The 15,557-nt window shown below is 66.9% G+C and carries 13 protein-coding genes; 6 read left to right on the top strand and 7 right to left on the bottom strand.

The features are described 5' to 3' along the window. Window positions 1-14: 14 nt before the first annotated feature. On the top strand, window positions 15-809 hold the full coding sequence (locus A39O_RS0126235; protein WP_020507632.1) for a sulfite exporter TauE/SafE family protein: 795 nt from the start codon (window positions 15-17) through the stop codon (window positions 807-809). Between the two features lie 39 nt (window positions 810-848). On the opposite strand, the gene A39O_RS0126240 is transcribed toward A39O_RS0126235, so the two are convergent. After that, on the bottom strand, window positions 849-1,577 hold the full coding sequence (locus A39O_RS0126240) for a hypothetical protein (RefSeq protein WP_157640429.1): 729 nt from the start codon (window positions 1,575-1,577) through the stop codon (window positions 849-851). Between the two features lie 261 nt (window positions 1,578-1,838). Between A39O_RS0126240 and A39O_RS0126245 the strand changes: the two genes are divergently transcribed. The 5 genes from A39O_RS0126245 (at window position 1,839) to A39O_RS0126265 (ending at window position 7,119) form a co-directional block, all read left to right on the top strand. Then, a complete protein-coding gene (locus A39O_RS0126245; protein ID WP_020507634.1) occupies window positions 1,839-4,172 on the top strand; it encodes a hypothetical protein in 2,334 nt (777 codons plus the stop codon). 23 nt (window positions 4,173-4,195) lie between these two features. Next, window positions 4,196-5,179, top strand: coding sequence for a HEAT repeat domain-containing protein (locus tag A39O_RS0126250; RefSeq protein WP_020507635.1), 984 nt, complete (start codon window positions 4,196-4,198; stop codon window positions 5,177-5,179). Between the two features lie 99 nt (window positions 5,180-5,278). Then, a complete protein-coding gene (locus A39O_RS0126255; RefSeq protein WP_157640430.1) occupies window positions 5,279-5,566 on the top strand; it encodes a hypothetical protein in 288 nt (95 codons plus the stop codon). A gap of 43 nt (window positions 5,567-5,609) precedes the next feature. Then, complete coding sequence (locus A39O_RS0126260) at window positions 5,610-6,653, top strand: M14 family metallopeptidase (protein WP_020507637.1); 1,044 nt, start codon at window positions 5,610-5,612, stop codon at window positions 6,651-6,653. 25 nt (window positions 6,654-6,678) lie between these two features. Continuing rightward, entirely contained in the window at window positions 6,679-7,119 is a 441-nt protein-coding gene (locus A39O_RS0126265; protein ID WP_026199752.1) for an NUDIX domain-containing protein, read from the top strand. A 421-nt stretch (window positions 7,120-7,540) separates the two neighbouring features. On the opposite strand, the gene A39O_RS0126275 is transcribed toward A39O_RS0126265, so the two are convergent. The 6 genes from A39O_RS0126275 to A39O_RS0126300 form a co-directional block, all read right to left on the bottom strand. Next, window positions 7,541-8,335 (bottom strand): YdcF family protein, encoded by a 795-nt coding sequence (locus tag A39O_RS0126275; protein WP_020507640.1) that lies wholly within the window; start codon window positions 8,333-8,335, stop codon window positions 7,541-7,543. A gap of 266 nt (window positions 8,336-8,601) precedes the next feature. Then, window positions 8,602-9,015, bottom strand: coding sequence for a hypothetical protein (locus tag A39O_RS0126280; RefSeq protein WP_020507641.1), 414 nt, complete (start codon window positions 9,013-9,015; stop codon window positions 8,602-8,604). 19 nt (window positions 9,016-9,034) lie between these two features. Beyond that, window positions 9,035-9,997: a lipoyl synthase gene (lipA, locus tag A39O_RS0126285; protein ID WP_020507642.1), complete on the bottom strand. Its 963-nt coding sequence runs from the start codon at window positions 9,995-9,997 to the stop codon at window positions 9,035-9,037. 215 nt (window positions 9,998-10,212) lie between these two features. After that, on the bottom strand, window positions 10,213-13,188 hold the full coding sequence (locus tag A39O_RS0126290; protein ID WP_020507643.1) for a hypothetical protein: 2,976 nt from the start codon (window positions 13,186-13,188) through the stop codon (window positions 10,213-10,215). A 202-nt stretch (window positions 13,189-13,390) separates the two neighbouring features. Beyond that, window positions 13,391-14,386, bottom strand: coding sequence for a MerR family transcriptional regulator (locus tag A39O_RS0126295; RefSeq protein WP_020507644.1), 996 nt, complete (start codon window positions 14,384-14,386; stop codon window positions 13,391-13,393). Window positions 14,387-14,636: 250 nt separating this feature from the next. After that, window positions 14,637-15,557 (bottom strand): IS5 family transposase (locus A39O_RS0126300; protein ID WP_211211738.1); only part of this gene is annotated, 921 nt, incomplete at its 5' end.

Raw genomic sequence — 15,557 nt, forward strand, 5'->3', positions numbered from 1 at the left:
TCAGCCCTGCCATCATGCCACTGTTCGATCTGACCGGATTCCTGCTCACCGGCGTGCTCTCCGGACTCCTCGCCGGCCTCTTCGGCGTCGGCGGCGGCGTGATCATGGTGCCGGCCCTGATGTTCCTGTTCGGCCATCTCGGGATCGGCGGCGACTGGGTGCCGCATCTGGCGGTCGGGACCTCGCTCGCGACCATCGTCGGCACCGGCGCGGCCTCGGCCCTGGCTCACCATCGCCGCGGCGGGGTGCGCTGGGACCTGGTGGCCGGGCTGGCACCGGGGATCGTACTCGGGGCCTGGGCGGGCGCGGCCATCGCCGGGGTCATGCCGGAACTCTGGCTCAAACGCCTGTTTGCCGCGTTCCTGCTCTATGTGGGCCTGCGGATGCTGATCCCGTCGCGCTCGGCAACCCAACGGCCGCTCCCGAGCAAGGCGGGGCTCTGGGCGGTCGGGGGCGGGACCGGCGTCTTGTCGGCCCTGGTCGGCATCGGCGGGGGGACCATCACCGTGCCCTTTCTTGCCCGCTGCGGGGTGGCGATGCGCCAGGCCGTCGGGACCTCCGCCGCCTGCGGACTGCCCATCGCCGTGGCCGGGGCCATCGGCTTCCTGGTGGTTGGCTGGGGGCGCGATGGACTGCCGGCCTTCAGCACCGGCTTCGTCTATTGGCCGGCGGTGCTGATCATGCTCGTGGCCAGCATGCCGGCCGCCCCGCTGGGCGTGCGCCTGGCTCACCGCCTCCCGGTGGGGCTGCTCAAGCGCGCCTTCGGCTGTTTCCTGCTGCTGGTCGCGGTGCGCCTGGCCTTGACCTGAGACATGGTTCTTCCAGACTCCGCGGTCGGGAGAATTCGCCTAACCCCCGCCGTCCAGCACCAACCGACGGTAGAGAAACACCTGTCCCTGCGCGTCGCGCAGCGCCAGCCGCCCCTGGTCCAATGCAAACTCGTACTCCAGACTGAAACCGGCGCGGCGGCTGACCATCCGCACCCGGTCGCCGGTGACCTGAAGCGTGCCGTCCACGAAGGCCCAGTTCGGGGCGTAGAGTCGGTAATGACCACCCTCGACGATCAACAGTCCGCCCCCGGCGGACTCCCAGATACCCCCGAGGGCCGCACCGGTCCAGGGCATCCCGCCCGCGCCTCCCGAGACCATCCCCTCCATCATCTGTCGGCCCACCTCACCGGCCTGGTCAAGGGGCATCCCCGGAACCGCGGACATCCCAGGTCCGCCCCCATTGGTCATGGCCCGGGCCGCATCACCACCTGAGCCCATCAAACCCATGGCTTCCATCATGCGGGACATGGCGTCCGCCATCGCCTCTCGGCCGACGCTGCCCTCGGCCCCCAACACGGACAGCCACGGCAAGAACAGTAACAGGAACAGCAGCCCGGCGAAGAAGCGGCCCAGCCGCCGTCGGCTGCCGCGCGGTCGCGGCGGCACGTCATCCACTGCACCGGCGGCGCCGTCTAAAGCGCCGCGGCCGATCGCATCGACCGCGTCGCGACCGCTGTCGGCTGACGGCCGGAGATTGGCGGCCGGCACGCTTCTTTCAGTGAATCCGCGGACAATTGGACCTGACATGGGACTTGACACCCCTGGTGACGAGGCGGCGGTCCCCGGCAATCCGGTGACCGCCTGGTGAATGAGCGCGTATGATCCTGTTCCAGCCTGCACGCACGATGGTGCGGGTGAACGCGCGCAGTCTAGCAGACCCCGCCGCCGGCACCGCCTGCCGCCGCGCCGGGTGATCAGCCGTTACGCACGCCGAACGTTGGGGGACCGCGGCGCACGCTGCCGGTCTGCCCGCAACCCTACCGGCCTTTAACGCACCATACGAAGAAAATGCATTGGCGCCCTAGTCTTGCGGAGTTCTCTGAGCCACTGGTTCGGCCTTACCCGTGGAGTATCTCACTGGACGGGTGCCGCAAGGGCATCGACAACGCGCACATCGACTGCCTGCTCAGCGCACGCTTCCGCGACCAGGCCGTTGCGACCGTTCGCGAGTTGGTCCGCGAAGACGCCCTCAGCTTGTCGCGGCGCATCCCCGAACAGTTGGTCGGCAGCGACGATCTGGCGGCCTTACGCGAAACCTACCTCTGTCTGTTCGAATCGGCGCTGGAGCGCCGCCCCGACAAAGACTCGCGCGACCAGGTGGTGCTGCTTGCGCTCGCCTTGCTCAAGTTTCTGCTGCAACTGACGGCGCGCGAACCCCTGGCCCTCCAGGAGGCACTCAAGGCGCAGCTTCAGTCCGAGCCGGACGGGGCGGCAGCGGACCATATTGGTCTGCACGAACACCTGGTCCTGGTGACCCGCCAGGCGCAGGGCATGCAGCGGCGGGTGGCGCAGATTCTGTTTCGCCAAATCCGCAAGTTCGAAACCGTCCAGGTCCAGGCCCTGCGTGCCGCCGTCCTCGGCAAACACTGGCCGGTGCCCGAGAGCATTCTCTTCAATCCGATCCTGTTCATCCCGGATGTGGGGGAAGGGCCGGCACTCGCCGCCGATTATCCGATCGGCTGGATGGCCGAGTCCGGGATCAACGACTGGTTGACGCGAACCGCGGCGTGCCTGACCACGACCTTCGCCGACTACCTGCCGACCTGGCTGACCAGCGCGACATTGCCCGAACCTCAGGACAGTCACCCGTCGACCCTTGGGCGTCGCGATCAGGGCCAACTGCGCGGCTTCGTCGCCACCGAGATCCTGCTCGCCGGGTTCGTCCCCCGGGTGGAATACCGGCAAGGTCTGACCACCTGGCTCGACGAGCCGGCGAATCTGCGGCTCTTTCTCAACGCGGGGCCAGCCGCCGATGAGGGGGGCGGCGAGGGCCGCGCCCAAGGCACCGCCGCCCGCTGGCAGTTTCCGGACTGGGACCTGTTTCAACACGACCTGGTCGGGCAACTCGTCGCCAGCCTGGATGTCGCCGGGTTAGGCGATGCCATCGAATGCACCTATGCCCTGCCCGCGCTGCGCCGTCAACTGGGTTACCCGTTGCCCTTCTCCTTGGTGATGGACTACGCAAAAGAGCGCCTCAGCCGCCGCGCCCTGGCGCAGCGCATTGCCACGCTGCGCGGCGGTCCGGATCCGCTCGCCGTCTCTCAGTTGCTGGAGCGGATGCAGATCGCCCGCAAGCGCCAGACGCCCGGACAACGACAGGCGCTCATGGGCCGCTATCTCGTCGACTTCCTGACCCTGCGCCGGGACCTGAAGCTCGCCTATAAGACCTTCGACGTGCTGGACGACATCCACCTGGTGGAGGAGGAGGATGAGTGCCGCCTATCACGCTCGAACGGCAGCCTCTACGAATTCCCCTGCCGCGGTGAAGGCGGCCCGCGCAACCGGCGCATTCGCGCCCATGCGGTGCTCAAGGCAGATGTGCGCGGTTCCACCCTGATCACCGAGGAGTTGCGCGCGCGCGGACTCAACCCCGCCTCCCATTTCAGCCTGAGCCTGTTCGATCCGGTCAATCAACTGCTGCCCGAGTTCGGCGCGGACAAACTGTTCGTGGAGGGTGACGCGGTCATCGTCGCGCTCTATGAATACCTGGACGACGGCCCCAGCCTGACGGTCACCCGGGCCTGCCGCCTGGCACGCAAGGTGCTCCAGGTCGTGACCCTGCAGAATGTCCGCAATCGCCAGAACGATCTGCCCGAATTGGAGTTGGGGCTCGGTCTGTCGTTCTCGCGACGCGAGCCCAACTTCCTCTATGACGAGGGCCGGCCGATCATGATCTCCAGCGCCATCAATCAGGCGGACCGACTCTCGTCCTGCTCCGGGCTGCTGCTGCGCTCCGGCTTCCAGCCGACCAATCCCGCCTTCCGGGTCACCGTCGTGCGTGACGCCATCGGCGGCGAACGCGCCGGCCCCGGCCGCGACTTACTCAACTACAACGTCAACGGCGTCAAACTCGATGAGACCGCCTTCCTCAAGCTCCAGGAGGAACTGCCCATGACCCAATTGCGCCTGCCCGAGCAGGAGGCCCCGGAAAGTCTGTTCTTCATCGGCAACCACGAGGATCACGGCGGACGCGTCCATTGGATCGTACTGCGCCATGCCCCGGTCCGCGACTGGTACGGTGATGCGCTGGGGCCGGTCGAACCGGACCGGCGGCACTATTTCGAGCTGATCGTCGATGAGCCGCTGGCCGCACGCATCCGTCGGCTGGCGGCGGGTGGGTAAGACGACTCACTTGTCTTTCTCGTATGCCGAAACGCCGCACCATTGCTCTTGACACCCGCCTCGCCGAGTTGCGGGAGACCATTGCCGCCGGCACCGCGCCGCTCGAGGTGCTGCGCACCGCGCTTGCCGATCCCCACTACCGGCTGGTCGCGCTCGCGGCCGGACACGCGGGCGACCGGCTCGTCTATCCACTGGAGGCGGATCTGATCGCCGCCTTCCGCCGACTGGCTGATCTTAGCCACACCCAGGACCCCCAATGCACCGCCAAGGGCGCCACCGCCCGTGCCCTGGTGGCGCTCGACTGCGCCGATGTGACCTTCTTCCTCACCGCCCTGCGCTATCGCCAACCGGAACCGACCTGGGGCGGCAGTCAGGACACCGCGGTGGACGTTCGTATCACTGCCGCCATGGGTCTGGCCGCGACGGCTTACGCCCGCGCCTTGCCCGAACTGACGCTACTGCTGATCGACCCGGAACCGCGGGTGCGCGCCGGGGTCATGGACGCCATCGCCTGTTGCGAGCCCATCGCGGCCGAATCGGTCCTGCGCACCAAGGCGCAGGCCGGCGATGCTGAACCCGAGGTCACGGGCGCCTGCCTGCTGGCCCTGCTGCGCTTGGAGTCTGAAGCGACCGCCCCTTTCGTCGGCCGCTTTCTGGACCAGCGCGACCCCGACCTGCGCGAAGTGGCGGCCCTGGCATTGGGCGAATCCAGAGTCCCCGCGGCGCTCGTTGAACTGCGTACCCGCTGGGATGCGGCGCCCTACAAAGGCGCCGCGGAGCAAGTCCTGCTCAAGGGCGCGGTGTTGCACCGCGGCGATCAGGCGTTCGACTGGCTGCTGTCACTGGTGGCTGACGGCGAGCGGCGGATCAGCGAGCGGCTGATCAAGGATCTGGCCGTCTATCGCGGCAACCAGCGGTTGCGCCGCCGGCTGGCCGACGCCCTGGCCGGGCGCGGCGATGCCGATCTGGTTGCGCTGCTGCATCGGATCTGGCCGGAAGACAGTTGATGTGCGGCTCAGACTGATCGAGCGTCTCCCCGTGATGGTTCCAGGTCACCCGCCCAGGGTATCCGGCGGACCTCGACTATCGTCCGGCATCCTGGACCCGTGACGTCCATACTCTGGATGGACGGCCATGACCGCCCGGTTTCGGATATCCTCGCACAGGACTTGCTGCCGCGGGCGCGGCGCGGGCTCGCCGCGGTCGGCGCCGACCGCTGCGAAATCGACCACTGGCTCGGCATCATCGACGCCCGGCTGGAGCGACCGCGCACCGGCGCCCACTGGCAACGCGCCTGGGTGGAACATCACGGAGCGGACATGCGGAGTTTGGTCGCAGCCTATCTGGAGCATCAGCGGGGCGGCCGGCCGGTGCACACCTGGACCCTGGACTAGACCGCCGGGCCGCGCCATTCAACGAACCTGGAATCGGACCCACATGCTGCAAGAACTCGATCACCTCCCCGCCGGCCTGCTCGTGGCCGACAGCCGCGACCTGCACCGCCTGCTCGGTGCGCCGACGCTGATTCATCTGTCGGGAACCCGGCAGCCGCCGCTCTTCGTGTCGGTGCTGCTGCATGGCAACGAGACGGTGGGCTGGGACGCGATGCGCGCCCTGCTCTCTGAGCGCATCGCGCGCTTCGGTGAGCCGCGTCTGCCGCGCGCCCTGAGCCTGTTCATCGGCAATGTCGCCGCGGCGGCCAGCGGCGCCCGCCATCTGCCGGAACAACCCGATTACAACCGGATCTGGCCCGGGGGCGATCACCCGCTTACACCCGAGCATGAGGTGATGACGGCCGTCTTCGAGCGCATGACCCGCCGCGGTGTCTTTGCCAGTATCGACCTGCACAACAACACCGGCGCCAACCCGCATTACGCCTGCGTCGACCGTCTGGATCACCGCTCCCTGCACCTGGCCACCCTGTTCGGACGGACCGTGGTCTATTTCACCCGCCCCATCGGGACCCAGTCCGCGGCCTTCGCGGACCTCGGCCCGGCGGTCACGCTCGAATGCGGCAAGGTCGGCGAGGCCGCGGGCGTCGCGCACGCCCGCACCCTGGTCGATGCCGCCCTGCATCTGCTGGAGGTGCCGAACCACGCGGTGGCAGCCCACGACATCGACCTGTTCCACAGTGTCGCGCAGGTCATGGTGCCGCCCGAGCTGAGCATCGGCCTGCCGCCGACCGAGGCCGAATTGGTTCTCAATCCGGAGATCGAACACTTCAACTTCCGGGAACTGCCCCGCGGGACCCCCTTTGCCAGCCTGCGCACCGGCGACCATGGGCTCGGATTCATGGTGCGCGACGAGGACGGCAACGACGTAGCCAAGCGCTTTTTTCAACTCGAAGACGGGGAGATCAAACTGCGCCGCCCGGTGATGCCCGCCATGCTCACCCGCGACCTGACGGTGATCCGCCAGGACTGTCTGGGCTATCTCATGGAACGCTACAACGACCATGTCCCGCGGCGCGGGACTGACTGATCAACAACTGCCGGAGGCCATCACTATGCCAGTCCCTGTGACACCCTTGGTGACCGCGGACGCCATCATCGAACTGATCGACCGCCCCGGCCGTCCGATCGTGTTGATCGAGCGTCTCAACCCGCCCCCTGGCTGGGCCATCCCCGGCGGTTTCGTCGACTGCGGCGAACGGCTGGAACAGGCCGCGGTTCGCGAAGCCCTGGAGGAGACCGGGCTGCACGTACGGCTGCGCGCCCTGCTCGGCCTCTATTCGCACCCGGCCCGCGACCCGCGCGGCCACACGGTCACCGCCGTCTATGTGGCCGAGGCGCGCGGCGAGCCCGCGGCCTTGGATGATGCCCGCGCCGTGCAGGTCTTTGCGCTCGACGCGCTCCCCGCGCAACTCGCCTTCGATCATGCGACCGTGCTGGCCGATTACCTGGCCTACCGCGCCGCGGGCACGGTGGCGCCGTTGCGGTTTGACTGAGCGATCCGCGGCCCGCGTTGTCGTTGTCGTAATCGTAATGGGATAAGCGATTCAACTCTGGCATGAGCAGCCGCTTCGATCGGGTTTCGATTCGCCACGTGCGGCACTGACGCATCAGTGCGACAGCATCTTCGTGGACATCGTAAACTCGATTACGACAACGACCGGAACGCCCCCTAGCAGCCTGTCGGACTTAGCCCCTAGGATTAGGGTATGAGTCAACATCAAGGCTTTTTGTTGCTCCACAATCTAACGTCAGGTGATTTCCGCGAAAAATCCAACCCGTAGGAGCCCGCTTGCGGGCGACGGGNGGGGCACAATGACGCGATTCCGGCAGGTCACGTCGCCCGCAAGCGGGCTCCTACGGAGCTTGATTCTTGATAGCGTCTTATTCGGAAATCGCCTAAAGTCCGACAGGCTGCTAGTCGGCCGCCGGCGCCAGGCGCGGCGCGCCCGACACCCATTGGCGTACTTGGTACCAGACTCGCCCCAGATGTTCGTGGACGGCGTAGTAGCTGATGTTGAAGGCTGCCGCGGACGGCAGCCAATCGGCCAGGGCCAGCGTGTCCTGCCAGCCCGGACCCGTGATGAACCCGGTCGGCGCCGGGACGACGGCGACACCGGCCCGCTCGAAGGCTTCCATCGCCCGCGGCAGATGCCAGGCACTGCTCACCAGCAGCACGCGCGACACCCCGGCCCGCTCCAGCATGGGTTTGGAGAAAGCCGCGTTCTCCCAACTGGTTCGGCTGTTGCTCTCGACCCCGGCCACCGGGACCTGGAACTCCTCGCGCAACACGCGCGCCATCGCCTCACCTACCGCCGGCTCGCCGGCCGTGACCGCGCCGCCGCTGACATAGATCGGCAGACCGGTCGCCCGATGGAGCCAGGCTGCGTAACGCGACCGCTGCAAGCTGAACCCATCGATCGTGTCGCGCTGATATTCGGGCGCGTCATGGTAAAGCCCGGCGCCCAGCACCAGGATCGCCTGAGGCTGCGACGGCAGCGGCGCACGGACATCAAGGGGCGGATAGGGTTCCAGCGGCGCCATCAACAGCATCGCCACCACCGGCACACTCATCAGGGCAAGCAAGGAGGCCGCGCCGAACAGGAGCACACGTCCCAGGACACCGCGGACCAGAAAGAACGCCGCCAGAAGCATCAGGATGATGATTCCGGGCGGCATGAGCAGGGTCTTGATCGCACTGTAGGCCGTCATGGCATCAGGTCTCCCGTTGAGTTGGAACAAAGGTTGGCAGCAATTCCGGCACTGCGGGGAGTCACCGGATGGCTGCGCTGGCCGGCAACCAAAATACCACTAAACGTACGGCTGAACACCTGTGGGAGCGGCCTCCGGCCGCGATGGGACGGCGCGGTGCATGTTGACACCGTAACACCCGGCGAAACCGCATCGCGGCCGGAGGCCGCTCCCACGGGGGCTTTCATGTCACGGGGTGCGGGGCACTTCCTTCACGGCCGGCAGGCTCAGCGATCCCGCCCCGCACCAGCCCGCGCCAGTTCGCCGAACAGGCCCGAAACCAGCAGCACCGAGGCACCCGCCGCCATGACCGGTACCGCGAACAGCGCGATCCAGGCACTGGTGCGCCGCCACAGGATCAGGAACAGACCGATCGCCATCGCGGTCCCCAGTACGGCCGGCGCCCACCGGGCCGCTGCCGGTGTTGCTACGACCGCAGCCGCGGCCGGCTGGCCGGTCGACCACCAGGTGATCAGCCAGGCGGCGAGCAGGCCGTGGGGGATGAGCATGAAAGCCAGGTTGGGCAAGGCGAAGGGCCGGTAGCCGAAACGCCCGGCGGCATAACGGTCCACCGCCTGCACCGTGATGATCAGGCCCATGAAGGTCAGGAAGGCGACCGCGAGCGTGAGCCAATCGGGCATCGGAGACTGGGCGCCGGGCTCAGGCGCCCACCAGACCCTGCGCCTGACGGTCCGCGTGGTAGGACGAACGGACCATGGGGCCACTCGCCACATTGGTGAAGCCCAGGGCCTCCCCGGCCCGCCGCAAGGCCGCGAACTCCTCAGGCGTCCAGTAGCGCCGCACCGGCAGATGATCGCGGCTCGGCTGGAGATATTGCCCCAGGGTCAGCAGGTCGCAGCCGTGAGCACGCAGATCCGCCATCACCGCCAGCACCTCGTCGCAGGCCTCCCCCAGCCCGAGCATGATGCCGGACTTGGTGGGCACCGCATCGTGGCGCGACTTGAATTCGGCGAGCAGATCGAGCGACCCCTGATAGTCCGCCCCAGGGCGCGCCTGGGCATAGAGCCGGGGCACCGTCTCCAGGTTGTGGTTGAACACATCCGGAACCGCCGCGCCCTGGAACTGCTCCAGGGCGACCGCCTGACGGCCGCGAAAGTCCGGCACCAGGACCTCCAGCCGGGTCTCGGGGCAGCCGGCACGCACGGCGCGCAAACAGTCGGCGAAGTGTCCGGCGCCACCGTCGCGCAGGTCGTCCCGATCCACCGAGGTGATGACCACATAACGCAGCCCCATGGCCGCGATCGACTGCGCCAGGTGCCCCGGCTCCGCCGGATCGACCGGCTGGGGACGGCCGTGGGCGACGTCGCAGAAGGGACAACGGCGGGTACAGACATCGCCGAGAATCATGAAGGTGGCAGTGCCGTGATTGAAACACTCACCCAGATTCGGGCAGTTGGCTTCCTCACACACCGTGGCCAATTGCGCCTCGCGCAGCAGGCGCTTGATCCGCGCCACACCCTCGCCAAGCGGCGCCTGGGCGCGGATCCAGGAGGGCTTACGCAGCACCTCCGCGACCGGCTCGACCTTGATCGGGATACGCGCAACCTTGTCGGCGCCCCGCTGGTGCGTGTCAGGGGTGGAGCGCGAGGGGATATCAGTCATGATTCAAAATCCGTCTCGGGGGCAGTGATCGGTTGGCGGGATGAGGCCGGGGCTCAGGGTCTGACAATAGCACGTTAGGTGCACAGGCTACCGAGTGACGGCGCCATTTGCCGGCGATGAAGACCGCGCAAAATACCATGTTGTATGCGCGAACCCAGGAAGCTGATCCTCGGCGCATCCTGTCGTTGTTCCGCGCCGGCGCAATCGCCTGAGGATCAGCCATCACTTTCCAGGAATGGGTTTTCCGATTGCTTCGGTGCCTTGGGGGCAACCACCGGGTGCGAAGCGCCCGGATGGGTGCCGGAAGCGGCGGACGTCTTGGCACCGTCGGCCGCGGCATGACTGGCCGAAGCCTGCTCCCCCGCGGACTGTTCCAGGGGTGTCGCGTCCGCCACATAGGCGTCGAACCGGCGGCGGGCGTCGGTCAGCTCGAAGTGCCGGGTCTTGCCCTGCTGCGCCAGCAACCCGGCCAGATTGTGGAAGCGGGCGTAGACCACACCCTCCGGACCGGCGGCGGTGGCCCGGCCCTTGACGCCGACCTCGAGCTCGCGGCTGCCGAGCAGCAGGTGCGGCAGTCGGGTGCCCGCTTGGTCGATGGCCAGTTCGACCCGACCCGCCAAGTCTTTGACAGTCAATAACTGATCAATCCAATCATGTTTTCCGCGCTGCTGATCGAGTACGGCAACGAATGGACGGGAGTCGGCGACCATGATGTCCGCCGCCAAATCCAGCGTGAGCGGCCGGCTCCACTGCACCTGCGCCCGTTCCGCCTGTACCAGGGCATGCCAGTCCGGTTGCTTGTGCGTCTGCGCATTGCCGGTCACCTGCACCCGGCGCAGGCGCAGCGCGCTGCCGGCGATGTTGAAGCGCCGCTTGGCCAAATCGCCGTCGCGCACCAGGACATCCAGGCGCAGATCAGTCGTGATGTCCTCACCGGCCACTTGCATCCGCAGCCGCTGGCCGTTGAGGATCGCTTGCCCTTTGACCTGATTGGGCGCCAGGGACAGGTCGGCACTGACCTCGGCCTCGCCGGCAACGAACCGCAACGGACTCTGCGGCGGCAGATAGGGGTTGTAGACACTCATGTCCCTGACCCGCGCCGTCGGCACACGCAGATCGATCGTCGTGATGGCGCCCCGGCCGTGCGCATCCGGATTGCGCGCCCGCACCGCGAGTTCGAAACGCGCCTGCTCCAACTCCGGGCGCGGCGCATCCGCGGGCCCCAGGCGGGCATCGGTCAACCCGGCATCCAGCGCCAGCAACGGATGGCGCCCGCCCTGCTCGACCCGCAGCTTGACGTCACCCGCCCCGGTCGCCGAGTGATCCAGCAGATCGATGCCAAGGTCCTGAGTCTTCACCACCAATGCGCTGTCGGTGCCAAGCCAGCCGTCCACCAGCCGCAAATCCACATCCACCGCACCGCTGCCGCGCAATGCAAGGCCCATCGGATGGTGAATCAGCGCCGCGATCCAGTTGAGTTGCGGCGCGTCCAACCGGGCCCGCAACCGCGCGTCCGTCATGTCCAGGAAGGCGGCAGCCCCGCGGTGAGCGATGCGCTCGGCCAGGGACAGCATGGCGCCATGCGCCAGCTCCGCACCCGTGAGCGGTAACTGAACGTGACCCTCCGCGATGACGAGGGCGGCCTGCCAGGGGCGCGGTTCGGCCTGATCCGGCAGGGTGACCCGGACATCGTCCAGACGCAGTTGGCTGCCGCTCAGATCCAGCACCGCCGCCGGCTTCGCCCGCCGTTTCGTCCGATGGTTCGGTGCCCGGCGCTCCCCCGCCGCCGCCTGCCCCGCGATCCGCAACCGCAGGTCCAGATCGGCACTAAGGCGTTGCTTACGGTAGGCGAGATCCGCGTCGGCGCCCGTCAGCGTCAGATCCAGCACCAGCGTCTCGCGTGACAGCTCGGCGCGTCCAGACAACCGACCCTGGCCGCCGTGCAGCACCAGGCCGGTCTGAGGAGGCAAGAACTGCTGGTACACGGCCAATTCAGGCACCGCGAATTCCGGGATCGCCACGATCAGCCGAGTGATGTCGTGCTTGCGGTCCGGCGCGGCAAGGTGCAGCGTCACGGACACATCTTGCCCGCTGTAGAGCGGCCGTAGCGCGGCTTCCGGCAACTCGCCCAGAGCGTGGGTTGCCGGTTTGCGATCGGATCTTGCGCCAGCCCCGTCCTCGGCCAGCAGCACCTCCAAGGTCGCGAAGCGCACCACTAAATCCTGCTCATCCTGAGGATCGACCCGCACTTGCACCCTGCCATGCCCAGCGAAGCCGAACTGTCCGATCCCGGTGCGCAACCGATCGGCGTCGAGCACGAGATCCGTATCGCCGCGCAGATCGCCGTGCTCCAGATGCAGCCGCCCGTGCAGCCGTCCGCTGCCGTCCAGCGTGAGGCCGTCCAGATGCAGCAGGTGGTTCAGGGCGTTCAGGCGTCCGACCGGCAGGTCGACCTCGGCGTTGATCATCAGCAGTCGCAGCGCGTCCAGGCCGCTGATCGCGGTCATGACGAAGGGCTGCACCTCGATCCGGCCGCGCACCGCCGCGTCGCGCAGCAAATCCTTGTCCGGGCCGATCGCCAACGCCGACAGCCGTAGATCAAGGTCGGCATTGGCCAGCCCCACCTGTCCGGAGCCGGTATCCAGACTGAAGCTGCCGCCCAGGGTGCCGGTGAGGGCCGTGCGAATGTGACCGATCCAGGCTTGCGTCTCGCCGGTGAGACGCAGGTTTTCCACCGCCAGCACCAGCGGTCCGCCGGCCGGCGGCGGCGCGGCGGCGACGGCCGTCGGGTCACGATGGCGGATCACCGGGTAGAACGGGCGCAGTGCCGGGTCGTCCTGCCCCGATTTCGGCCGCGGGCGCAGGTGCACCCGAACGTCATCGAGGTCCAGGTCGTGGATGCGGATCTGGCCGCGCAGCAAAGGCACCAGCGCAACCGAAGCACCGGCACTAGCGGCATCCACCTGCCATTGCTCAACCGCGGTCTGCCCATCCGCCGCGAGCCCGCGCACCTGCACCCGCAACGGATACCAGGACCAGGCCCGGTCCCAGGTCAGCGTCAGTGCGTCCGGTTGCAGACTGTTCAGCCACTGCTGGGCCGCCGGCAAATTCAGCAACAGGTTGACCGGAATCAGATAGAGCCCGGCCAGGATGAGCGGGGTCAGGAGACTGCGCGAGATCGCCTTGAACATGAGCGGTCCTGTGGTCCGGCTGGCAGGATATGAAATAGTAAAGCCTGTTCGGCGTTCCGGCAATACCAGGGTATCTACGTCAGGAATTTCCCGACAAGGCCGCCGCTCGATCCGGCAGAAGGACCGGACAAGTCGCGTCGCCGAAGCCCGCCTGGGAATCGCTTGAAGTCCGGCAGCCTGCTGGTCGAGGGGTCTTGCACAGTCACCCCGACTGCGGCTCGATCTCGATCCCCTCAGCCGCGACGACCTTCGCCAAAGCGGCTTCCATCGTGGCCCGGGCATGGGCGGTCGCGGCGTGCAGGTAAGCGTGCAGGGCGGCGTCATCGGCATGCCGGACCTCGCACTCCTCGCTGTAGGCCTCGAAGGCGGACAGGGCCGAGACCAAATCCACCAAATGGTGCGGACACTCGCAGCGCACGGTCGGTGAGGCCATGGCGATGCAGGCCAACTGGGCATCGGCAAAACGCCGGGCGGGGATCGGCTGGGACAGATCGACATCCGGACCGGCGGTCCCGTCGGCCAAGCGCTGCGCGCCCGCCTGCTGACCCGACTGCCCCTGATGCAGAGCAATACACCAGCGCCGCAATTCGGCGAGTTCGAGCGGTGCCCGTTTGGTCGTGATATGCCGCGCCTCGAGGCGCTCCAGGGTCCCGCGCGAGGCGAAGTGATAGACCAGCAGCGCCCGCGTGGCCCCGGACTGGGCCAGCAGGTGGCCGATCTCGCGTACCTGATCCGCGTGCACCGTGGGATACTCGAGCAGCAGCAAATCAGGCGCATCCGCGCCGACCCCGGCCAGCAAGGCTTCCGGCCGCTCGAACAGGCCCAGAATCTCCACCCCCGCAAGGTCAAGGTCCCCGCCCCGCAGTCGGCCCGCCAATCCTGCCCCCATGACAGCGATCTTGCAGGGCCGCTCCCAGGCCGGCTCAGGGGTCGACAGATCCGCCCCGCTCACCCGCTCACGCAGTTGGGCGAGGCTCAGTGAAGCGACGCTGCTGATCGCATCACCCCGCTCCACCAGACGCTTGATCAGGGTCAGGCGGCCCACATCCTCCGCGGCATAGAGTCGCGTGCCGGCCTCCGAGCGGATTGGGGTGACCACGTTGTAGCGGCGTTCCCACACCCGCAGCGTATCAGCCGGAACTCCGGTCAATCGCGAGACCGTGCCGATCCGATAGGTCGGCGAGCTTTGCGTGTCCATCTCAGTCAATCGGCCAGCCCTCGGTATCGATGATTCTGTGGTCCAATATTCGGCTAGATGTCCAAGCCTTGTCCAGGCATTTGTCGGACAACCGATCAGACCATCGGTCGGACACTCCGGGAGACCCGTGATCAGCGGGATATTCGCGGGCCGCGTTTTGCAGTAGGATCGCGATCTTCCGCGCACACGCCCGCGCGGCTTCCATGACGAACCGTCCTTAGAGGATATCCGGCACACAATATGCTTGCATCTACGAACACGCGGCTTCAAGTTTCCCGGATAGAATCAGCGCACAGGCCAAATCAACCAACGCCCTAAAATTCACGCCCAAACACGTGTAGCGGGTACGAATCGCCCGAAATCCTTTCAACCAAGCGATCGTGCGCTCGACGACCCAGCGCCGCGCCGGTTGGGTGGTCGCGCCCGCGGTCGTTTTCTCTTCGCCAATCCGGCGAATGTGCGGCACATAAGCCTTCTCCGCGACTTCCGTGTCGACCCGGGCGTAGTCGTAACCTTTGTCCAAGCACAGATGTTGGGGGTGTTCGGTGGTCGGCGCGGGCCGCGGCAACACATCCAATGCCAACGTCGGGGACACCAACCGACTGTCATGCACGTTCGCGCCGACCAACTCGATCGCCAAGGGGACCCCCTGTTGCTCGACGTGTAGATGGAGTTTGCTGCCGCTGCGCCCCCGGTCCGTCGGATTTCGCCCCAGCCCCTCCTCGGCCAGACACACCGGTTGGCCACGGACGGGGGCTTGCAGCAAGGTCCCATCCATCGCCTGCCACTCCCACTGAATGCCCTTCAGTGCGTGATACTCCTGAGCATACAAGCGGAAAATCTCCGCAAACACGCCGGCGTGCGCCCAGCGCTGAAAGTGCTCGTGGACGGCACTTTTCGAACCATAGCACGGCGGCAAAAAATGCCACTGGCAGCCCGTTTTCAGGACGTAGAAGATGCCGTTCAAGATGCTGCGGAAATCACGGGGCGGACTGCCACCGGATTTTGTTCGCTTAAAGGGAGCCAACAAGGGTTCAACCTTGCACCAGAAATCATCCGAAATTTCATGGATTATCATCGTCTCCTCCGTGGTTGGATGGACAGCCCTCAAAATTTTTCCACTAGTTACATTATAGGACATAAGCATCTGCTGTGCCGGATGTCCTCTTAG

The sequence above is a fragment of the Lamprocystis purpurea DSM 4197 genome, from assembly GCF_000379525.1.
In the GTDB taxonomy this organism is placed as follows: domain Bacteria; phylum Pseudomonadota; class Gammaproteobacteria; order Chromatiales; family Chromatiaceae; genus Thiodictyon; species Thiodictyon purpureum.